At 66.6% G+C, this 21,668-nt stretch carries 16 protein-coding genes; 11 read left to right on the forward strand and 5 right to left on the reverse strand.

The window, feature by feature from the left end; translation table 11 throughout:
- Window position 1: 1 nt before the first annotated feature.
- Window positions 2-1,948: a peptidylprolyl isomerase gene (locus HEQ22_RS06435; RefSeq protein WP_432770364.1), complete on the reverse strand. Its 1,947-nt coding sequence runs from the start codon at window positions 1,946-1,948 to the stop codon at window positions 2-4.
- A gap of 181 nt (window positions 1,949-2,129) precedes the next feature.
- Here HEQ22_RS06435 and tpiA point away from each other — a divergent pair, with 181 nt between their 5' ends.
- The 9 genes from tpiA to HEQ22_RS06480 all read left to right on the forward strand — a co-directional run bounded on the left by tpiA (window position 2,130) and on the right by HEQ22_RS06480 (window position 13,961).
- Window positions 2,130-2,882 (forward strand): triose-phosphate isomerase, encoded by a 753-nt coding sequence (tpiA, locus tag HEQ22_RS06440; RefSeq protein ID WP_432770365.1) that lies wholly within the window; start codon window positions 2,130-2,132, stop codon window positions 2,880-2,882.
- Between the two features lie 127 nt (window positions 2,883-3,009).
- Window positions 3,010-3,396 (forward strand): preprotein translocase subunit SecG, encoded by a 387-nt coding sequence (secG, locus tag HEQ22_RS06445; RefSeq protein WP_432770827.1) that lies wholly within the window; start codon window positions 3,010-3,012, stop codon window positions 3,394-3,396.
- 107 nt (window positions 3,397-3,503) lie between these two features.
- Entirely contained in the window at window positions 3,504-5,135 is a 1,632-nt protein-coding gene (locus tag HEQ22_RS06450; protein WP_432770366.1) for a CTP synthase, read from the forward strand.
- Window positions 5,136-5,164: 29 nt separating this feature from the next.
- On the forward strand, window positions 5,165-5,848 hold the full coding sequence (locus HEQ22_RS06455; protein ID WP_432770367.1) for a Crp/Fnr family transcriptional regulator: 684 nt from the start codon (window positions 5,165-5,167) through the stop codon (window positions 5,846-5,848).
- 350 nt (window positions 5,849-6,198) lie between these two features.
- Window positions 6,199-7,449 (forward strand): lipoprotein-releasing ABC transporter permease subunit, encoded by a 1,251-nt coding sequence (locus HEQ22_RS06460; protein WP_432770368.1) that lies wholly within the window; start codon window positions 6,199-6,201, stop codon window positions 7,447-7,449.
- Window positions 7,442-8,116: an ABC transporter ATP-binding protein gene (locus HEQ22_RS06465; protein ID WP_432770369.1), complete on the forward strand. Its 675-nt coding sequence runs from the start codon at window positions 7,442-7,444 to the stop codon at window positions 8,114-8,116. Before HEQ22_RS06460 ends, HEQ22_RS06465 begins: the two co-directional genes overlap by 8 nt.
- A 28-nt stretch (window positions 8,117-8,144) precedes the next feature.
- On the forward strand, window positions 8,145-8,621 hold the full coding sequence (locus tag HEQ22_RS06470) for a glutathione peroxidase (protein ID WP_432770370.1): 477 nt from the start codon (window positions 8,145-8,147) through the stop codon (window positions 8,619-8,621).
- 151 nt (window positions 8,622-8,772) lie between these two features.
- Window positions 8,773-12,264, forward strand: coding sequence for a DNA polymerase III subunit alpha (dnaE, locus tag HEQ22_RS06475; RefSeq protein ID WP_432770371.1), 3,492 nt, complete (start codon window positions 8,773-8,775; stop codon window positions 12,262-12,264).
- A gap of 92 nt (window positions 12,265-12,356) precedes the next feature.
- Window positions 12,357-13,961, forward strand: a complete 1,605-nt coding sequence (locus tag HEQ22_RS06480) for a long-chain fatty acid--CoA ligase (RefSeq protein ID WP_432770372.1) — start codon at window positions 12,357-12,359, stop codon at window positions 13,959-13,961.
- Between the two features lie 10 nt (window positions 13,962-13,971).
- Here the strand turns inward: HEQ22_RS06480 and HEQ22_RS06485 are convergent, their stop codons facing one another.
- The 4 genes from HEQ22_RS06485 to HEQ22_RS06500 form a co-directional block, all read right to left on the reverse strand.
- Complete coding sequence (locus tag HEQ22_RS06485) at window positions 13,972-15,060, reverse strand: PA0069 family radical SAM protein (RefSeq protein WP_432770373.1); 1,089 nt, start codon at window positions 15,058-15,060, stop codon at window positions 13,972-13,974.
- Between the two features lie 76 nt (window positions 15,061-15,136).
- Window positions 15,137-15,661 carry a molybdenum cofactor biosynthesis protein B gene (gene moaB / locus HEQ22_RS06490; RefSeq protein ID WP_432770374.1) on the reverse strand — a complete coding sequence of 175 codons (525 nt, stop codon included), beginning with the start codon at window positions 15,659-15,661 and terminating at the stop codon, window positions 15,137-15,139.
- Between the two features lie 4 nt (window positions 15,662-15,665).
- Entirely contained in the window at window positions 15,666-17,363 is a 1,698-nt protein-coding gene (locus HEQ22_RS06495) for a lytic transglycosylase domain-containing protein (protein ID WP_432770375.1), read from the reverse strand.
- Window positions 17,364-17,435: 72 nt separating this feature from the next.
- Entirely contained in the window at window positions 17,436-18,200 is a 765-nt protein-coding gene (locus HEQ22_RS06500; RefSeq protein ID WP_432770376.1) for a uracil-DNA glycosylase family protein, read from the reverse strand.
- A gap of 139 nt (window positions 18,201-18,339) precedes the next feature.
- Here HEQ22_RS06500 and HEQ22_RS06505 point away from each other — a divergent pair, with 139 nt between their 5' ends.
- Together HEQ22_RS06505 and HEQ22_RS06510 are read left to right on the forward strand one after the other, a co-directional pair.
- Window positions 18,340-19,995, forward strand: coding sequence for a 4Fe-4S dicluster domain-containing protein (locus HEQ22_RS06505; RefSeq protein WP_432770377.1), 1,656 nt, complete (start codon window positions 18,340-18,342; stop codon window positions 19,993-19,995).
- A gap of 49 nt (window positions 19,996-20,044) precedes the next feature.
- Window positions 20,045-21,664, forward strand: coding sequence for a tetratricopeptide repeat protein (locus tag HEQ22_RS06510; protein WP_432770378.1), 1,620 nt, complete (start codon window positions 20,045-20,047; stop codon window positions 21,662-21,664).
- Window positions 21,665-21,668 lie beyond the last annotated feature (4 nt).

Below are 21,668 nucleotides of genomic sequence, written 5' to 3' on the forward strand. Positions count from 1 at the left end.
GTTATTCGGCGACCGGCGTGGTGCCGGTCAGCTCGCCGCGCAGCTGGTCGACAAGCTCCTTGTTGATCGTCACGCGCGCCCGGCGCTTGGCTTCGGCGGTCAGTTGCTGGACGAGTTCGTTGCCGAACGCCGAGGCGAGCGGCTGGGCGATCGCCGCCACCTGCTGCGGATCGATCGCCTTCGGGTCGGGCCGGTCGACGTCGCCGAGCGCGATCACCATCCAGCCGCGGTTGCCGGGGACTTCGAGCGTTTTGACGCTGCCCTTCGCCATCGAGAACAGCAGCGCGAGTTCGGGCTGCACGCCCTGGCCATCGCGGCCGAGCTCGGCGCGGCGGCCGCCGATCGGTTGGGTCGTGCCGATGTTCGGGCCGGCGGCGCGGGCCGCTTCGGCGAGGCCCTGGCCGCCTTCGACCGCCTTGACGATGGCGCGGGCCTTGTCGCGCGCGACCTTCTGTCCTTCGGCAAACCGCCATTCGCCGAGCAGGTCGCTGCGGATTTGTGCAAACGGGGGCGGCGCCGCTGCGACGATCGATTTCACCGCGAAGACGGCGAATTTTTCATTTTCGACCAGCGTCGCGAGCTGCGCCTCGCCCTCGATCCCGGTCTGAAAGGCCTGGCTGACCATCGGCGCCAACTCGGCGGCGAGGGTGAAGGCGGGCTGGTTCGGCACCCGGCCACTGGGTAGCAGCGCCGGGGTTTCGCTGAGCGTGAGCTTGCGGTCGGCGGCGATTTCTTCGATCGACGCGCCGCCGTTCACGGCATCCTGCAGCGTGTTGTAATAATCGACGATCACCTCATTGGCCTTGTTCTTGGCCAGTTCGGTGCGGATTTCTGGGGTCGCGTCGGCGAGGGTGCGCGCGGGCTTGGCGGTGATATTCTCGACCCGCGCCACCGCCCAGCCGAGACCGGTCTGGATCGGGCCGAGCACGTCGCCCTCTTTAGCGGCGAAGGCGGCCCGGGCGGCATCGGCCGAGGTCGTTGCCGCGTAGGCGGTGCGGGTCAGGTCGCCGGTCGTCCCGGCCGACAGGCCCGCAGCCGTGGCAGCGGCGGCGAGCGTCGTGCCGCCGCGAACCTTGGCCGCGATGGCGTTGGCGGCGGCTTGGTCGGGCGCGATGACCTGCGCGAAACGGCGCGTCTCGCTCGCCGCAAAGCTGGCGGCATTGTCCTTGTAGACCTTGGCGATTTCGGCGTCGGTGACCGCCGGGACGGGGACGATTTCGCGGTCGAAGGTCGCATATTGCAGCACGCGGCGTTCGGGCACAGTGAACTTCGCCTTGTTCTCCGCCAGATATTTCTGGAGCACTGCGTCGCCGGGATCGCCGGCCGGGGCGAAGGGGCTGGCGGGGATGAAGGTCGCGAGGCCGCGGCGCTGTTCGAGCATCAGCGCGGCATATGGCTGCGCCATCACCGGGGCGATGCGCGGCATGGTGCCGATGGGGACGGCCAGCTGTTCGGCGAGCAATTGCTGGGTCAGGTCCTGGCGCAGCTGGGTTTCGGTGATGCCATTGTCGCGCAGGAAGGTTTCGAAGCGCGTCTGGTCGAACGTTCCCGACACCCCGGCAAACACAGGCAGGTCGGCGATCCGGCCGTCGACCAGCCGCTTGCTGACCGAAAAGCCGAGCTCGCCGGCGAGCTGGTCGAACGCCGCGCCATCGATCAGCTGACCGAGGACCCGGTCGAGCCCGCCCGATTCGACGAACGCCGCCATCGTCAGTTCGGGCTGGTCCTGCCGCGCCTGGTTATACGCCTGTTGGACGCGGTCGCGCAGTTCGGCGATGGTGATGTCGGTGTCGCCGACCTTGGCGACATTGGCCCCGCCGAGCCCGCCGAAGGTCGCATTGCCGGTCACGTCGCTGAGCGCAAAGGCGACGCCGACGAGGACGACGAAGCCAAGTGCGATGAATTTGCCGATGGTTGACCCGAACAGGCGGCGGATGGACGTGATCATGGACTGGACATTCTTTCGGCGGTGAGCGCGAAGCGCGCGGTTGCGCGCTGCTTTAGGCGGGAGGCGGACAGGCTTCAAGGCGGGAAAGGGGCTTTTCGCGGTGCGGCGACCCCGCTTGCCTATCCGGCCCTCCCCCCGCTAGGGCGGGGCATCGGATCGACGCGGTGGAGGAAGACAAAAGATGGCACGGCGCAAATATGTGGTGGGCAACTGGAAAATGAACGGCGGGTCCGCCGCGATCGGCGAGGCCGAGGCGATTTTTGCAGCGGCGGCACCGCACACATCGGTCGATGTCGCGATCTGTCCGCCGTTCACTTTGATCGGCACGCTGGCGGCGGCGCTGCCAGGCGCGACGATCGGCGGGCAGGATTGCCACCACGCGGCGTCAGGCGCCTTCACCGGATCGGTCGCGGCGCCGATGCTCGTTGATGCGGGCGCGACGCTGGTCATCGTCGGGCATAGCGAGCGGCGCGACGGCTGCGGCGAAACCGACGCCGATGTGCAGGCCAAGGCCGAGGCGGCGCTGGGGGCGGGGCTGACGGTGATCCTCTGTGTCGGCGAGCCGCGCGCGGTGCGCGAATCGGGCGGCGCGATCGACCATGTGCTGGCGCAGGTTGCGGGTTCGCTTCCCGCCGCATTCGCCGCCAACCGGCTGGCGATCGCCTATGAACCGATCTGGGCTATCGGTACCGGGCTGGTCCCGACGGTCGCCGATGTCGAGGCGATGCACGGCGCGATCCGCGCGGCGCTGGCGACGCGGTTCGGCGGCGCGGCGCAGGAGATGCGGATATTGTACGGCGGTTCGGTCAACGGCGAGAATGCCGCCGAACTGCTCGGCGCCCGCGACGTCGATGGCGCGCTGGTCGGCGGGGCGAGCCTGACCGCAGGCAAGTTCGTGCCGATCATTGCGGCGGCGGCCGAACTGGCGGGTTGAAGCGGCGCCGCTTCATCTCTATGTGCGCGGCGGGCGCGGACCATATTAGGCCGCGCAAGTTCGGGAATTTCATGTGTCCAACCTCTTCACCTTCCTGCTCGTCATCCAGGCCCTTGTTGCGGCCGTGATGATCGGCGTCATTTTGATGCAAAAGTCGGAAGGTGGCGGACTGGGCGTCGGCGGCAGCCCTGCGGGTCTGCTTTCCGCGCGCGGCGCCGCGGATTTCATGACCCGTGCGACGACGATCCTGGCGACGTTGTTCGTCGGCCTGTCGATCGTTCTGGCGGCGATGGCATCGGTCGGCCGCGGCGGCTCGACCATCGACACCTCGCTGTCGAAATCGGCGCAGACCGGCGGCACCGGCTCATCGCTGACCGGACCGGCCCAGCCGGCGCAGGGAACGGCGACGCCTGCGGCTCCCGTGAGCGACGATCCGCTGGCCGCCGCTGCCGCGGCAGCTACCGCGCAGGATGCGCCGGCGCCCGCTCCGCAGGCACCCCCCGCCAAGCAATAACCGGCGGCTTCGGCCCCCCACGCAGCCCCGCGCGGCGGATTTATTTCCGCCGCTAGCGATTCGACGGCTTGCGCCGTCCCCCTCCTTTTGAGTAAGTCTTTCCTCCCATGGCGCGGTTCATTTTTATCACCGGCGGCGTGGTCTCCTCGCTTGGCAAAGGTTTGATGGCGGCTAGCCTCGCCGCTTTGCTGCAAGCGCGCGGCTATCGCGTTCGCATCCGGAAATTCGATCCCTATCTCAATGTCGATCCGGGAACGATGTCGCCCTATCAGCATGGCGAAGTCTATGTGACCGACGACGGGGCCGAGACCGACCTCGACCTCGGCCATTACGAGCGATTCTCCGGCGTCGCGGCGCGGCAGAGCGACAACGTGACCTCGGGCCGTATCTATCAGCAGATCATCACCAAGGAACGTCGCGGCGATTATCTCGGCGCGACGGTGCAGGTCGTCCCGCACGTCACCGACGCGATCAAGGCGTTCGCCCGCGCCGAACTCGACGATCTCGATTTCGTGCTGTGCGAGATTGGCGGCACCGTCGGCGACATCGAATCGCTGCCGTTCATCGAGGCGATCCGCCAGCTGCGCAATGAGGAAGGGCGCGACAAGACGCTATCGGTGCATGTCACGCTGGTCCCCTACATCGCCGCCGCCGGCGAGTTGAAGACCAAGCCGACCCAGCACAGCGTGCGCGAACTGGCGTCGCTCGGCGTCCAGCCCGACATATTGCTCTGCCGGTGCGAACGGCCGCTGCCCGACGGCGAACGCGCCAAGATCGCGCAATTCTGCAACGTGCGAAAGGAAGCGGTGATCCCGGCGCTTGACGCCGATTCGATCTATTCGGTGCCGGTGCAATATCATGGCGAGGGGCTCGACAGCGAAGTCCTGCACGCCTTCGGCATCGACGATGCGCCTGCGCCCGACCTGACGCGCTGGTACGACATCATGGATCGCAAGCAGCATCCCGAGGGCGAGGTGACGATCGGCGTCGTCGGCAAATATGTCTCGCTGCCCGACGCGTACAAATCGCTGAACGAAGCGCTGGCGCACGGCGGCATGGCGAACCGGGTAAAGGTCAACATCCGCTGGCTCGACGCCGAAATGTTCGAATCGGACGGCGACCTCGCCGCCGATCTGGAACCGATGCACGGCATTCTGGTCCCCGGCGGCTTCGGCGAGCGGGGGTCGGAGGGCAAGATCGCCAGCGTCCGTTTCGCGCGCGAGAATGGCGTGCCCTTCTTTGGCATCTGCCTTGGCATGCAGATGGCGTGCATCGAAGGGGCGCGCAACACCAGCGGCATCGCGGCGGCATCGAGCACCGAATTCGGCGCGACCGAAGAGCCGGTCGTCGGCCTGATCACCGAATGGATGAGCGCCGAGGGGCTGCAGCAACGCGGCGCCAACACCGACCTTGGCGGGACGATGCGGCTGGGCGCCTATGAGGCGAAGCTGTCGCCGAACAGCCACGTCGCTACCGTCTATGGCGCCAGCGACATTAGCGAGCGTCACCGCCACCGGTACGAGGTCAACGGCGCCTATCGCGACCGGCTGGAAAAAGGCGGGCTCGTATTTTCGGGCATGTCGCCCGACGGTATGCTACCCGAGATCGTCGAACGGCCGGACCATCCGTGGTTCATCGGGGTGCAATTCCACCCCGAGCTCAAGTCGAAACCCTTTGATCCGCACCCGCTGTTCAAGGGATTCATCGCGGCGGCGGTGAAGCAGAGCCGGCTGGTCTGACGCGGCGCAACAGGGAGGGGCCAAGGGGCATGGATCACGCGAAACTCGCCGAACTTCAGGGTCCCGACAGCATTTTCTCTGGCCTGACGCTGCAGGATTGGGCCGATATCGCGGGCCGCGCGGTGCAGATCCATTTCGCCAAGGGCAAGGAATTGCTCAGCCAGGGCGACGCCGGCGATGGTTTGCTGATCCTGACCGAGGGCAGCGCGCGGGTATCGATGCTGACCGCGGGCGGGCGCGAGATCGTGCTGGCCTATGCCGAGCCCGGCGCGGTGCTGGGAGAGATCGCGCTGCTCGACGGCGGCGAGCGCACCGCATCGGTGATCGCGACCAGCGCCGGCAGCGCGCTCCAGCTCGGGCGCAACGCGCTGCGCGATTTTGCCGCGAGCCACCCCGATTTCGCCTGGTCGCTGATGCAGCAACTGGCGCGCCGGCTGCGCACCGCCGACCAGACGATCGAAAGCGACCGTGCCTATGCTTCGGGCCCGCGCCTTGCACGCTATCTCAAGCGGCTGATCCGGATGGATGTCGATACCGCGCAGCGGGTCGAGCTCAGCCAGACCGAACTCGGCAATTTCGCCGGGATGAGCCGCGAGCATATCAACCGCCAGCTCAAAAGCTGGGAGGAATCGGGGATCATCTCGCTCGAACAGGGGCGCGTGCGCGTGCTCGACGTCGATACGCTGGAGGATATCAGCGAGAGCGAGGGGTAGGGGGAGTCCGGAATCACAACGCCCGGGCTTCGCGGTGCGAAACCCGGGCGCCTGTGACGAACGTCGCCATCCCCCTTTGTTGCGGGCCCGGCGAAAGGTCCGCACTCCCTGGAACCGGGCCTTGGGCCGCTTGATCCAGAAGCCATTTCGCTAGGACGATAGGGGGGCTTTGTCACCCTCTGGCGGCGCTCCGCGGGTCCTTTTGCGGCCCGCTGTGGCCGTTGGGCAACATATTCTGCGAATCGCTCGCAAAAAATCGGCGGGCGGGCGGGCATTGCCAGCGACGAAGTGCATGCCTAAAGCGGCGGCATGACCGCAACGCGCACCGCGCTCCAAAGGCCGCTCGCCCCATGATCCTGCGTCCTTATGAACGCGCCATCTTCAAACGCTATCTGCTTCCTCAGCGCGGCGAAGGCTTTATCTTCGTCGCGGCGATGTTCAGCTTCATCGCGGTGACGCTGGGCGTCGCGGCGCTGGTGATCGTGATGAGCGTCGTCAACGGGGTGCGCGGCGAACTGTTCGACAAGATCGTCGGGCTCAACGGCCATGCGGTGGTGCAGGGGTTCGGCGGCCGGATCGACGACTGGCGCGACGTGCTGAAGGAAGTGAAGGCGACGCCGGGGGTGACCGAGGCGACGCCCATCATCGAACAGCCGCTGCTCACCACCTTCGGCGGCCGGGTCGAGGCGGTGATCGTGCGCGGGATGCTGGTACCCGACATCCGCACCAACCAGACGCTGCGCGGCGAGGTGATGCAGGGTCGGCTCGAGACGCTGACCGACGGATCGGGCAATGTCGCGCTGGGGTCCGAACTCGCCAAGAACCTCGGCGCCAGCGTCGGATCGCAGATCACGATCATCAATCCCGCCGGCCGATCGACCCCGTTCGGCACCGTGCCGCGCGAGATCAGCTATCGCGTCACCGCGATTTTCGAGATCGGCGTCTATGATTTCGACAAGGCGTATATCGTCATGCCGATGGCCGACGCGCAATTGCTGCTGCTGACCGGCGACCAGATCGGCATGATCAAGGTGCAGACCGAGGATGCCGACCGGGTCGGCGAAATCCTGGCGCCGCTCGCCGAACGACTGGCGTCGCAGGCGGTCGTCGCCGACTGGCGATCGACGAACAGCAGCCTGTTCGAAGCGTTGGAGGTCGAACGCGTGGCGCTGTTCGTGATCCTGTCGCTGATCATCCTCGTCGCGGCATTCAACATCGTGTCGTCGCTGATCATGCTGGTGCGCGCGAAAACGCGCGACATCGCGATCATCCGCACCATGGGCGCGCCGCGCGATTCGGTGCTGCGCATCTTTGTCGCGATCGGCGTGTCGATCGGGGTCGGGGGAACGCTGGTCGGGCTGATCCTCGGCTTTACCGCGCTCTATTTCCGCAAGGGGATTTTGACCGGGGTCGGTTATCTCAGTGGTCAGAATCTGTGGGACCCGTCGGTCCGCTTTCTGACCGAACTGCCGTCGAAACCCAATCCGGTCGAAATCGGCGTGGTGGTCGCGATGACGATCCTGTTCAGCTTCCTGGCGACGCTCTATCCGGCGCTGAAAGCGGCGAACACCGATCCGGTACAGGTGCTGCGTTATGAGTGACATATTGGAACTGGTCGGGCTGACCCGCCATTTCGAGCAGGGCGACGCGCGAATCGACGTGCTGCGCGGCGTCGATGCGCATCTGAAACGCGGCGAGATCGTCGCGCTGCTCGGCCCGTCGGGATCGGGAAAGTCGACCTTGCTGCAGGCGGTCGGGCTGCTCGAGGGCGGTTTTGGCGGCACGATCCGCATTGATGGCGAGGACGTCACGCGCTTCGAACAGGGCGAACGCACCAAGACGCGGCGCGAAAAGATCGGCTTCGTCTATCAATTTCACCATCTGCTCCCCGATTTCAACGCGATCGAGAATGTCGTGCTGCCGCAGTTGATCCGCGGCGCGGCACAGGCGGACGCCGAGGAGCGCGCCGCCGACCTGCTCGGTCGGCTGGGGCTGGCCGAGCGGCTGCATCACAAGCCGAGCAAATTGTCGGGTGGCGAGCAGCAGCGCGTCGCAGTGGCGCGCGCGCTCGCCAACCGTCCGATGCTGGTGCTCGCCGACGAGCCCACCGGCAATCTCGACGAGGCGACCGCCGACCGGGTGTTCGAGCAGTTCGTCGGGTTGGTGCGCGACCATGGCTCGGCGGCGCTGGTGGCCACGCACAACGAACGGCTGGCGGCGCGGATGGACCGCGTGCTGCGCTTGCACGAAGGGCGCGTCGCCGCCTAGATCGTGCGAATTTGGAGGGGAACAGGATATGGCACTTTACGACCTTTCGGCGCCGCTGCCCGGCGGCGGCACCCAGTCGATGGCGGATTACCGCGGCAAGGTGCTGCTGATCGTCAACACCGCGTCGAAATGCGGTTTCACCCCGCAATATGAAGGGCTGGAGGAACTGTATCGCGATTACAAGGATCGCGGGCTCGAGATCCTGGCGTTCCCGTGCAACCAGTTCGGCGCGCAGGAGCCCGGCGATGCCGCGGAAATCGCGAATTTCTGTTCCTTGACCTATGACGTCAGCTTTCCGGTAATGGCAAAGATCGAGGTCAATGGCGACGGCGCCGATCCGATCTTCAAGCATCTGAAAAAGGAAAAGACCGGCCTGATCGGCAGCGGGATCAAGTGGAATTTCACCAAATTCCTGGTCGATCGCGACGGCAAGGTTGTGTCCCGCCACGCGCCGACGACCAAGCCCGAGCAATTGCGCAAAGAGATCGAGGAACTGCTGGGGTGAATTTGAAAAGCTCGTCAGTGCGAGCGAAGCGAAGCAATCCAGCGCGGTTTACGCAGGCGCTGGATTGCCGCGTCGCCTTCAGGCCCTCGCAATGACGATTTTGTGAATAGGGCGGTGGTCGAATCGATGGCGCCGCGTTAGCGTCCCCGCCATGGCCTACAGCCCCTTTGTCCCCCTCCGCGTCTTTTCCAGCTACACGATGCTCGAAGGGGCGATCGAGCCCAAGGCGATTGCGAAAGCGGCACGCGATCGCGGGTTTCCGGCGATCGCGATTTGCGACCGCAACGGGCTTTACGGTGCGATGGCGTTCGGCGAGGCGTGCAAGGCGGCCGGCGTCCAGCCGATCGTCGGCGCGCTGCTCAGCGTCGCGCGGCCCGGGCAGCGGCTCGCGAACGGGGCGCCGCTGATCGACTGGCTCGCGCTTTATGCGCAGGACGAGGTGGGTTACAACAATCTGTGCGCCTTGGTGTCGGCGGCGCATCTCGGCCGCCCGGTCGAGCAGGACCCGCACGTCACCTTGTCCGATCTCGCGGGGCGGACCGACGGGCTGGTCTGTCTGACCGGCGGCGGCGAGGGCGCGCTGGCGCGATTGCTCGCCGGTGAGCAGAAAACCGCGGCCGACGATTATGTCGAGCAAATGGAGGCCCTGTTTGCCGGGCGGCTCTATATCGAGTTGGCGCGGCGCGGCGACGCGACCGAGATGGCCGCCGAGCCGGCGCTGATCGAGATGGCCTACGCCCGCGCGTTGCCGTTGGTGGCGACCAATCCGGCCAGTTTTGTCGAACCCCAGTTCCATCCCGCGCACGATGCGATGCTGTGCATCGCGCAGTCGGCCTATGTCGAAAGCACCGATCGCCGGGTCAGCAGTCCGGAGGCGTGGCTGAAACCGGCCGAGGCCATGGAAGACGCCTTTTCCGATCTGCCCGAGGCGATGCGCAACAGCGTCATCATCGCGCAGCGCTGCGCCTTCATGGCGCCGAAGCGCGCACCGATCCTGCCGAGTTTGGCGGGGGACCGCGAGGGCGAAGCGGCGCAGCTGAAGGTCGATGCGCACGCCGGGCTGACGGCCCGGCTCGCGCTCTATCCCGACCTCTCCGACGACGCGCGGCAGGCCTATCTCGAGCGACTCGATTTCGAGGTCGACGTCATCACCCAGATGGGGTTCCCCGGCTACTTCCTGATCGTTGCCGACTTCATCAAATGGGCGAAGGCGCAGGATATTCCGGTCGGGCCGGGGCGCGGGTCTGGGGCGGGCAGCGTCGTCGCCTGGGCGCTGACGATCACCGACCTCGATCCGCTCAAACTCGGCCTGCTCTTCGAACGCTTCCTCAACCCCGAGCGCGTGTCGATGCCCGACTTCGACATCGACTTCTGCGAAACGCGGCGCGGCGAAGTGATCCGTTATGTGCAGGAAAAATACGGCCGCGACACGGTTGCGCAGATCATCACCTTCGGGAAGCTGAAGGCGCGCGCGGTGCTCAAGGACACCGGGCGCGTGCTCCAAATGAGCTATGGCCAGGTCGACCGGCTGGCGAAGCTGGTCCCCAACCATCCGACCGACCCGTGGACGCTCGATCGCGCGCTCAACGGCGTCAGCGAGCTTATGACCGAATATAAGCAGGACGACGGGGTGCGGCGGCTGTTCGACATGGCACGCCAGCTCGAAGGTTTGCCGCGGCACAGCTCGACCCACGCGGCGGGCGTGGTGATCGGCGACCGTCCGCTCGACCAGCTCGTCCCGCTCTATCGCGACCCGCGGTCGGACATGCCGGTGACGCAGTTCGACATGAAATATGTCGAAAGCGCGGGGCTGGTGAAGTTCGACTTCCTGGGGCTCAAGACGTTGTCGGTGCTGAAGGAAGCGCGGCGGCTGCTTGCGCTGCGCGGGATCGACGTCGATCTCGACACGCTCGCGTGGGACGATCCGGCGGTCTACGAACTGCTCCAGCGCGGCGAGACGGTCGGGGTGTTCCAGCTGGAATCCGAAGGGATGCGGCGGACGCTGTCGGCGGTGAAACCGACCAGTTTCGGCGACATCATTGCGCTCGTCGCGCTCTATCGCCCGGGGCCGATGGACAATATCCCGCTGTTCGGCGCGCGCAAGAACGGGCGCGAGCCGATCGCCTATCCGCACCCGCTGCTCGAAGGCATCCTCGCCGAAACCTATGGCATCTTCGTCTATCAGGAACAGGTGATGCAGGCGGCGCAGATCCTCGCCGGCTACAGCCTCGGCGGCGCCGACCTGCTGCGCCGCGCGATGGGCAAGAAGGTCCAGGCCGAAATGGACGCGCAGCGCGAGACCTTCGTCACCGGCTGCGGCGAGCATAACCAGATCGCGCCGAAGGCAGCGAACGAGCTGTTCGACTTGATCGACAAATTTGCGGGCTATGGTTTCAACAAGAGTCATGCCGCGGCCTATGCCTTGCTGTCGTATCAGACCGCATGGCTGAAGGCGCATTATCCGCACGAATTTTTCGCCGCGTCGATGTCGTTCGACAGCCATCAGACCGACAAATTGTCGATCTTTATCGACGACATGCGCCGGTCGGGCATTGCCGTCGCACCGCCGTCGATCAACGAAAGCGAGGCGGATTTTTCGGTCGGGCAGAGCGGCGACGAACTGTCGGTGCGCTTCGCGCTCGGCGCCTTGAAGGGGGTCGGCGAACGCGCGATGGAAGCGCTGGTGGCCGAGCGGCAGACGAAGGGCGATTTTGCCAGCCTCGACGATTTTGCGAACCGGATCGATCCCAAGCTGCTCAACCGGAGGCAGATCGAGGCGCTGGCGGGGGCGGGGGCGTTCGACAGCGTCGAGCCCGACCGGCCGCGTGCCTATGCGGGCGCGGAAAGTTTGCTCGCCTGCGCCAACAGCTCGGCGCATGAGCGGTCGACCGGACAGGGCGGGCTGTTTGGCGGCGACATCGACGTCGCGCCGGTGTTGCAGCTGCCGACCGCCGAACCCTGGACGCTCGCCGAGCGCATGACGCGCGAAAAGGAAGCGTTCGGTTTCTATTTCTCGGCCCACCCGGTCGAGCAATATGAAGCGATCGTCGCGGCGCGCGGCGCGCGCAGCTATGGCGACATCTGCGCCAACGTCGAAATGACGCCGGGGACGCGAATTCCGATGGTGATGGCGGCGATGGTCGAAAATGCCAAAGCGCGCGTGTCGCAGCGCGGCAACCGCTTCCTCAACCTGACGCTGTCGGACCGCAGCGGGCAGTTCCAGTCGAGCTGCTTCGACGAACAGGCGAGTCGGGTGCTGGAATCGCTCGCCGCCGATGGCGGCTGTGCGATGCTGGCGGTCGAACTCGACCTGCTCGAAGGCGAAGAAACACCGCGGGTGACGGTGCGCGGCGCACAGCCGCTCACCGAAATCGCCGCGACGGCGGCGCTGCAACTCGAATGCCGCGTCGACGCGCCAGAAGCGATCGCCGAACTGGCGCGGCTCGCCGAACGCCGCGACGATGCGCGCGGGGCGATCATCGTGACGACGGCGGACCCCGAAACCGGCCGCGACATCCGGATCAACCTCGGCCGCCGCTTTGCGCTCGATCCCGACCTCGTCGCGCGGCTGGAACTGGTCGCCGGCGTGGCCGAGCCTAAGCTGTCGCTGGCCGCGGCAAGGGATTTTCGCGTGCGCGGCTAATTGTCTCGCCCGACGCTATCGGGCGTGTTGCCCCTTGCGCGAAGCGCATCCTCGGCCTTATCGCTAGGCAAAACCAAAAGAGGATGCCGATTATGGGAATGCAAGGCCAGCCGCTGCTCGTCACGAGCCTGATCGATCATGCCGCGCGCGAGCATGCGGGGCGCGAGATCGTGTCGCGCTGGGCCGACGGGAGCATGACGCGATCGACCTGGGGCGCGGTCGGCGCCGATGCGCGGCGCTTTGCCGCGGCGATGGTCAGGCTGGGCATACAGAAGGGCGACCGCATCGCGACGCTGGCGATGAATCACGGCCACCATCTGGTCAGCTGGTACGGCAGCGCGGGCATCGGCGGGGTGCTGCACACCGTCAACCCGCGGCTGTTTGACGAACAGCTGGTCTATATCATCAACCATGCCGAGGACCGCGTGCTGCTGTTCGACGCGATGTTCCTGCCGATCGTCGAGCGGCTGCGCGATCAACTGCCGACGGTCGAGCATTTCATCCTGTTCGATGCGCCGGCGCAGGACGGTTATCTGTCGTACCGCGACCTGATCGATGCCGAGGATGGCAGTTTCGAATGGGTCGAGCTCGACGAGCGCGACCCGGTCGGGCTGTGTTACACCAGCGGCACGACGGGCAATCCCAAGGGCGTGCTCTATGAGCATCGTTCGAACGTCATCCACGCGATCACCGAAATCCAGCCCGATGTGTTCGACATGTCGAACCGCAGCGTCATCCTGCCGATCGTGCCGATGTTCCACGCCAACAGCTGGGGCATTCCCTTTGCCGCCGCGACGGTCGGCGCCAAGCTGGTGTTTTCGGCGACCAACGACGCCGCGGTTCTGTGCGACTTGATGCACGCCGAAGGGGTGACGCACAGCGCCGGGGTGCCGACGGTGTGGCTTGCGATGTTCGCGCACATGGATGCGACTGGGATGGATTATGGCAAGCTGTACCGGGTGATCATCGGCGGCTCGGCGGCGCCGCGTGCGATGATCGAGCGGTTCATGAAAGCCGGGGTCGATGTCGGCCACGCGTGGGGGATGACCGAGACGAGCCCGATCGGGACGATGGGCAAGCGTCCGTGGAACTGGGACGATATGAGCTTCGACGAGCGCGTCGATGTCGTCTGCCGCCAGGGATGCCCGCCGTTCGGTGTCGAGCTGCGCATCGTCGACGACGAAGGCAAGGAGCTGCCGCGCGACGGCGAGACGAGCGGACGGCTGCAATGCCGCGGGCCGTGGATCATCCAGCGCTATTTCCGGGCCGACGCCGATGCCGCCGATGCCGACGGCTGGTTCGACACCGGCGACGTGTCGGTGATCCACCCCGATGGCGTCATGCAGATCACCGACCGCGCGAAGGATGTGATCAAGTCGGGCGGCGAATGGATTTCGTCGATCGAGCTGGAAAACGCCGCAGTCGGCGTGCCGGGGGTCCAGGAAGCCGCTGCGGTCGGCGTCTATCACCCGAAGTGGGACGAGCGGCCGATCCTGCTGATCGTTCGCAAACCCGGCGCCGAAGTGAGCGAGGCGAGCATCGTCGAATATCTGAAGGACAAGATCGCCAAATGGTGGATGCCCGACGAGGTCGTGTTCGTCGACGAGCTGCCCCACACCGCGACGGGCAAGATTTTGAAGCGGCAGATCCGCGATGATTATAAGGATTACAAGCTGAAGTCGCTGGCGGGGGTTTGAAACACGAGGACTAGAACAGCTCCATCTGCCCACCACGTTCCGGCGGCCTGAACAGGTCGCTGCGCAAAGACGGGAAGCTGCGGTCGAGGCCATGCGCGCGCGCGGCGCGTTTGACGCGGGTGCGGATCAGCTCTGCCCACACGCCTTGTCCCTTCATCCGGGTGAAGAAACCGGCGTCGTTGTCGCGGCCGCCGCGGATGTCCTGCACCATGTGCATGACCTTGTCGGCGCGGTCGGGATAGTGCGCGGCGAGCCAGGCGCGGAACAGCGGCGCGACCTCGTGCGGCAGGCGCATCAGGATGTAGGAGGCGCGGATTGCGCCAGCTTCGGCGGCCGCCTGCATGATCGCCTCGATCTCGTGATCGGTGATGGCGGGGATGATCGGCGAGATATTGACCTGCGTCGGAACGCCGGCATCGATCAGTTTGCGGATCGCGTCGAGGCGGCGGCGTGGGTGCGGCGCGCGCGGTTCGAGCGTGCGCGCGACGGCGGGATCGAGCGTCGTGACCGAGATGGCGACGCCGACCAGATTGTCGCGCGCCATGTCGGCGAGCAGGTCGATATCGTGCAGCACCCGGTTGGACTTGGTGGTGATGATCAGCGGGTGGCGGGTTTCGGCGAGGACCTCGATAACCGATCGCGTGATGCCCCATTCGCGCTCGACCGGCTGGTAACCGTCGGTGTTGGTGCCGATCGCCAGCGGCGCCGCCAGATAGCCGCGCTTGGCGAGTTCTGCGCGCAGCAGGCTGGCCGCGTCGGGCTTCGCGAACAGCCGGCTTTCAAAATCGAGCCCCGGCGACAGGTCGTGGAAGGCATGCGTCGGGCGCGCGAAGCAATAGATGCAGCCATGCTCACAGCCGCGATAGGGGTTGAGCGAGCGATCAAAGCCTATGTCGGGCGATGTGTTGCGCGCGATGATGGTTTTGGGATGCTCGATCGTCACCGTCGTGCGTACCGGCGGCGCGTCGCCATCGATATCGTCGGCCGCATCGAGCCAGTCGCCATCGGCCTCGCGCTCGAGCGACCCGGTGCGTGTCGGGCGAAGGTTCGTGGGCGCGCCGCGGCCGGAGATCGGGGGGAGGGGTTTGGGAAATTCCACCCATCGAGTTTATCTGTTCAGAGAGAACAAATAAAGAACAAAATCTTTCTTCCCCGTGAGGGCGGGGCGACGGGTCTCACTCCATCAAGCGCGGCATCAGATCGACGAAATTGCAGGGGCGATGCCGGCTGTCGAGCTGGGTCGAGAGGATCCCTTCCCACGCGTCGGTGACCGCGCCGGTCGAGCCGGGGAGCGCGAAGATATAGGTGCCGCGCGCGACCACGGCGCAGGCGCGCGACTGGATCGTCGAGGTGCCGATCGTCTGATAGCTCAGCCAGCGAAACAGCTCGCCGAAGCCGGGGATGTCCTTGCCGTCGAGGCGGTGCAGCGCCTCCGGGGTGACGTCGCGGCCGGTCAGGCCGGTGCCGCCGGTGGTGATCACGACGTCGACGTCGGGGTCGTCGATCCAGTTGTGCAGGCGCGAGACGATGAGGTCGCCCTCGTCCTTGATGATCGCACGGGCGGCGAGGATATGCCCGGCGGTGGTGAGCAATTCTTCGATCTTGTCACCCGACCTGTCCTCGGCCGCATTGCGGCTGTCCGAAATCGTCAATATCGCGATGCGAACCGGTTTGAAGGGCAGGGTAGGGTCGATCGCCATCCGCTCAGTCGGCGTTCGCGAGGTCGCCGGCATAGGTCAGGCGCACCCGGTCCTTGCCATCGGGGAAGCGCGGCCATTTGCCTTGCGCCAGCGCGGCGCGGCTGACCGACGGCTTGCCCTGCTGCGCTTCATACATCCAGTAATTGCGCAGCACGATGCCGACATAGCCGCGCGTCTCCCAATAGGGGATCGATTCCATATAGAGCAGCGGATCGCCGTTATCGCGGATTTCGGACTGCCAGCGCGCCACCGGCGCCGGGCCGGCGTTATAGGCGGCGATCACCTTGGGCAACTGGCCGCCGGTCGATGCGTCGCGCGCGAGATATTGCAGATAGCTTTGCCCCATGTCCATGTTGACCGCGGGGATGCGCAGATCGCCGGGGCCGCTGTCGCCGCGCCAGCGCGCGACATCGCGCGCGGTGCCGGGGCGGACCTGCATCAGGCCAAAGGCACCGGCGGGGCTGACGACGGTGCGCTGGAAGCGCGATTCCTGGAGCGTGTGGGCGAACACCAGCGCGGGATCGACCTTCCACCCGCCATTGGGCTCCCATTTGGGTTGCGGGTAGCGCGTGACCGCGGCGACCTTGCGGCCGCTCGGGGTGTTGTGCGCAAGGTAGAGCTGGGTTTCGGGCAGGCTGAGCGCACCTGCCATCGCTATGATTTGGGCATGCTGGTCTGCGTTGCCGATCTGCGCCTGATGGCGCAGCGCTTCGCCAGCATATTTATCCTCACCGATTTCGGCGAGCGCCATCGCGGCTCGCACATTGGGCAAAGTTTCGAGCGCCCGCCACGCGCTGCGGTCGGCGCGGACGTTCTCGCGCTGACTGTTCACTTCCTGCCCCAGCGTTTCGGCGGCAAGCAGACCGTAGAGCGTTTCCTCGTTGGCGGCGGCGGCGCGCAGCCGCGGCTGCACCGACGCCGGCTCGCCCGCGGCGATCGCCGCGCGTGCCGCCCAATAATGCGCGGCGGCGCGCAATTCGCTGTCGGGCGCTTCCTTGGCGACACGGTCGAAGGCGACGAGCGCGGTGCGGTAATCGCGCAGCCGCCACGCCGCGAGACCCTGGACCCAGGCGCCCTGCGTGGACCAGGCGTTGTGACCGCCTGAGGTGCAGGCGAGCGCCAGGCGCAGCGCATTCGTGTCGTCATTCTCGATATAATAGGACCAGGCGACCTTTTGAGTCCATTCGGCGCGCGAATCGGGGCTGAGCCGGTCGATCACCGCATTGAGCAGCGCCTCTGCCCCCGCCGGGTCGTCGTTCTTGATGCGGTCGGGAATCGTGCTGGCGAGGCTGGCGGCAACCGGGTCGCCGTTCACCGAATCGGCGCCAACGCGGCGCGGCGCGCTGCCCGCCCATGCCAGGCGGGTCTGCATCGGCAGCGTCGGCAGGTCGGTCGCGCCGCGCTTTGCCGCGAGCCGTCCGAGCTGTTCGGCCTGCGGCAGCCATGGCGAACGGGCGAGGAGCGGGGCGATATCGGCGACTTCGGCGCGCGGGCTGTCGGGCGCGACCAGCAGCTCGGCGCGCAGGAAATCGTCGAGCGGACCGTTTTCACCGCTCGCGAGCAAGGCGCGCGCATCGGTCCAGCGCTGGCCGCGGATCGCGGCGATGACCTGTGTGTAATATTGTTTCTGCTGCGCCGACAAAATGTCGGGCACCGTCTGCGCCGCCGCCACGAAATCGCGGTCGCCGGAATCTGTGGCCAACGCAGGCGTGGCCGAAAGAAGCAGGGCGGCAAAGGCGCAGGAGAGTGAGAGCTTGGTCGTTTTCGACATCCGTCAACGTCCCCGGTTGAACAGTTTGAGGCTATCCCAGGCGGCGGCTTTCTGCGCCGGCCGGGCCAGCAGCATCGCAGGACTTGCGACCGCCACCGTCGCCACCTTGCCGCCGTCTTGGTTAATATCGAGTAACCTTCCGCGCGCTTCGGCGATCGGCATCGCGGCCGCCATGCGCAGCATGTCGCTGCCGACAATCAGCAGCCGTTCGGGCCCCGCCAGCCGCAGGTGGTGCCAGAGCAAGCGGTCGAGATCGGCCGCGGCGCCGTCGTCGCAGCGGCCGCCCGGCGGACGGGTCACCGCCAGGCTGGCAAGATAGCAGTCGCCGCGCGCCAGCCCGATCGCGCGCAGCATCGCGTCGAGCAGTGTCCCGGCCGCGCCGGTAAAGAGCGCGCCGTCGCGCTGGTCGTCGATTTCGGGCCAGGCGGTGAAGATCATCAGCGGCGCGCCGGCTGTGCCGACGGGCAACACGCGCCGCGCGTCCCACTGGCTGCCCGGCACCCCGGGCGCCTCGGCGAGCCAGCGCTGGAACTCGTCCCAGTCGTCGGGGAGCGTCGCCGGGGCCGCGGGGGCAGTCTCTGCGGGGGTCTCGCGGCGCTGGAGGATGGCGGGGAGGGGCGCCGCTTCGGGTTCGGGGGCGACGGGCCGGGCGCGCGCCGGCACGGCGTCGTTCGCGGGCGGCGGCGCCAGCCAGCCGGCCGGCTCCTCGCCGACGAGCGTATCGACGCCCGCCAGCGACCACCAGTCGCATGTGCTTTGAGCAAGCAAGGCTGAATTGGACCCACCCATGTGATTTGTTGAAACAGCCTGTTGACGGACGCGTCAATTGGCGGGCATCGCATTTCGTGACAGAATGAGCGCGGGACACGATGAACGTCCGCGCAGGGACGGCAGAAAGGTTTTGCAAGTGAGCGAACGGGAATCGATGCCCTATGACGTGGTCATCGTCGGCGCGGGTCCGGCGGGCCTTTCGGCGGCGATCCGCCTCAAGCAACTGGCGAATGCGGCGGGCAGCGAGCTGTCGGTGTGTATCCTCGAAAAAGGGTCGGAGGTCGGCGCGCATATCCTGTCGGGCGCGGTGATTGATCCCAAGTCGCTCGACGAATTGCTCCCCGAATGGCGGACGCAGGGCTGCCCGATGGCCGAGGTCCCGGTCACCGACAACCAGCATTGGGTGCTGACCAAGACCAAAAAGATCGGTGTGCCGCACATCATCACCCCCGGTTTCATGCACAACAAGGGCACCTACACCGGCAGCCTCGGCAATTTGTGCCGCTGGCTCGCCGAGCAGGCCGAGGGGCTGGGGGTCGAAATCTTCCCCGGCTTTCCGGCGGCGGAGATCCTTTATAACGACGATGGCTCGGTCAAAGGCGTCGCGACCGGCGACATGGGGGTCGCGCGCGACGGCAGCCACAAGGCCGACTACGCGCCGGGGCTCGAACTCCACGCCAAATACACCTTCTTCGGCGAAGGCGTGCGCGGTCATCTGACCAAGATATTGAAGCCGCAGTTCGCACTCGATGCCGACTGCGAACCACAGGTTTACGGGCTCGGCGTCAAGGAATTGTGGGACATCGACTCCGAAAACCATGCGCCGGGGCGGGTGATCCACACGCAGGGCTGGCCGCTCGACGAACATGCCAATGGTGGCGGCTTCCTTTATCATCAGGCGAACGGGCAGGTCGCGCTGGGTTTCGTGACCTGGCTCAACTATCGCAATCCGCATATCTCCCCCTTTCAGGAGATGCAGAAGTGGAAGACGCATCCCGAAATCGCGAAAATCCTGAAGGGCGGCAAGCGCGTGTCCTATGGCGCACGGGCGATCAGCGACGGCGGCTATCAGTCGGTGCCGAAGCTGGCGTTCCCCGGCGGCGCGCTGATTGGCGACAGCGCCGGTTTCCTCAACGTCCCGCGCATCAAGGGCACCCACACCGCGATGAAATCGGGGATGATGGCCGCCGAAGCGGCGTTCGCGGCCGTCACGGCGGGGCGGACAAGCGACACGCTCGATGCCTATCAGGCGGCTTACGACGACAGCTGGGTCAAGAAGGAACTCAGCGTCGTGCGCAACGTGTTGCCGCTCGTCGAAAAATGGGGCGATCTGGGCGGGACGATCCTGTCGGGGATCACGATGTGGCTCGAAACGCTGAAGATCAAAGTCCCGTTCACAATGAAGCATCACCCGGACAATGAGAGCCTGTACCGCGCCGACATGATGCCGAAGCCCGTTTATCCCAAGCCCGACGGGGTGCTTACCTTCGACCGCCTGTCGTCGGTGTTCGTGTCGAACACCAACCATGAGGAAGATCAGCCGGTCCATTTGCAGCTGAAAGATCCGTCGATCCCGGTCGAATATAATCTGCCGCTCTATGACGAGCCGGCGCAGCGCTATTGCCCGGCGGGGGTCTATGAGATCGTCGGCGAGGAAGAGGGCGATCCCAAATTCGTGATCAACGCCCAGAATTGCGTCCACTGCAAGACGTGCGACATCAAGGATCCGACCCAGAACATCAACTGGGTCACCCCCGAAGGCGGCGGAGGCCCCAATTACCCCAATATGTAAATCCGCCCGCCTCGCCGCGGCGCTGATATTGGCTTCGGGATCGGCGACTGTGACGGCGCCGGCGCGCGCCGCCGACGACAGCGGCGCGGCGCTGAACGCGCTGGTGAAAGCGAGGCTGGCCGAGGATGCGGGCGAGCCGGCGGCGGCGTTGTCGGCGCTTACCGCGCTGGCCAGCCACGCCCCCGACCTGCCGGGACTGCGCGCGCGGATGCTCGATCAAGCGATCGAGGCCGGCGATCTTGCGGCCGCACGCAGCGCCGCGATGCAACTGTGGGAGGCTGGCGACCGCCGCTTCGACGCCCAGCTGGTGCTGCTCGTCGACGCGATGCGCCGCTCGGACTGGAAGGCGGCGCGCGAATATCTGCCCGGTCGCGGCGACAAGACCGGCGGCGACGCCGTGTCGCGGCTGATCCAGCCGACCTTCGATGGGTGGATCGATGTCGGGGCGCGCGAAAAGGCGCCCGAGCGCCATTTGCTGGCGGCGGGCGGCGGTCGCGGACGGCCCGAGCCCGCGATGCTGCTCGAAGCCGCGCTCGTCCAGCTTGCGGCGCGGCGCCCGGCCGAGGCGGCGGCGCTCGCCGACAGCACGATGCTGTCCGACCGCACCAGCCAGCTCGTCGCGCTCCGCCTCGCCGCGACGCTCGACAAGGCTGGCGAAACCGCCTCCGCCGAAGGATTGCGCCGCCGCATCGCGCTCGCCGCGGGGAACCGCGAAGACCCGCTGTTGCTGCTGCCCGATCAGCCGCTATCGACACCCCGCGCCGGGGTCGCGCACTGGCTGGGTCTTATCGCCGATGGTCTGGCGCGGACGCCGAACGGCAACCCGAAGGTGCCGCTGTTGTTCGCGCGCGCCGCGCACTGGCTGAACGAGGACGACTGGACGGTCCGCGCGTCACTGGTCGAGGCGCTCGATCGCAACGGTCAGCCCAAGGCGGCGATGGCGCTGCTGGCCGACGGCGGGACGATGCCGCCGGTGCTGGAAATGCGCCGCGCCGAACTTATGGCCGATGCCGGCGACCTGCCCGGCGCGGTGACGCGCGCCGAGGCCGCATCGGCGGCGGCGCCCGACGCGCGCAGCCTGATCGTGCGCTTCGCCGATCTGGCGCGGCGGTCCGACGACAAGGATGCGGCGGGGCGCGCCTATCTGCGGCTTGAGGAGGCGCTGGGCGACAGCGAGGAGGACTGGACGTTGCACGGCACGCTGCTGATCGCCCGCGCCGAGCTGCTGCTGCAGGACGATCGCTGGAGTGACGCAGAACCGCTGCTCGCCAAGGCGGTGGCGCTGCGGCCCGAAGACCCCGCGGTGTTGAATTTCGTCGGCTATTCGGCGCTCGAACGGCGCAAGGACATCGCCGCGTCGCTGGCGCGGATCGAGGCGGCGTGGAAGCGCGAGCCGCAGAGCCCGAGCATCACCGACTCGCTCGGCTGGGCCTACTTCCTCGTCGGGCGGACCGACGAGGCGGTGCTCCTGCTGGAAAAGGCGCAGCGCGGCGAGCCCGGCAATGCGGTGATCGTCGAACATCTGGGCGACGCCTATTGGCAGGCAGGGCGCAAGTTCCAGGCGCGTTACGTCTGGCGGGCGGCGGCGCTGCTCGCCGAGGCCGACATGGCGACGCGGATCGAGGCAAAGCTGCGCGACGGGCTGACCCCCGCGACCACCGCGCCTTGACCGA

It is taken from the genome of Sphingopyxis sp. (assembly GCF_050916055.1).
In the GTDB taxonomy this organism is placed as follows: Bacteria; Pseudomonadota; Alphaproteobacteria; order Sphingomonadales; family Sphingomonadaceae; genus Sphingopyxis.